This is a genomic window from Nocardioides oceani (genome assembly GCF_030412965.1).
In the GTDB taxonomy this organism is placed as follows: Bacteria; Actinomycetota; Actinomycetes; order Propionibacteriales; family Nocardioidaceae; genus Nocardioides; species Nocardioides oceani.
The window spans coordinates 1-221 of record NZ_JAUHJQ010000272.1 but is presented as its reverse complement, the minus strand read 5'-3'; the positions used below and the strand labels follow the sequence as shown (position 1 = coordinate 221).

Annotated in this window: 1 pseudogene; it reads right to left on the bottom strand. The window is 78.3% G+C overall.

Annotated elements, in window-relative coordinates:
• A pseudogene (locus QWY28_RS24855) lies at window positions 1-221 on the bottom strand (Fe-S cluster assembly protein SufD); the annotation flags it as partial.

Here is a 221-nt window from a genome sequence, read left to right as displayed (position 1 = left end):
ACGGTCGTGGTGGCGGCGTACCGGGCCGAGCCGGTGTGGCGCAGCACGATCGTGGCCTTGGAGTGCCGGCCCAGGCGGACCACGACGTGGCCCCACACGAGGTCCTCGGCGCCCGCGCCGGTCAGCGTCACGACGACCGGCGCGGTGGCCTCGAGGTCGGCCGGGACGTCCAGCAGCACCGCGCCGCCGGCGTTCGCGACGGCCCGCGCGGAGGGCCGGTC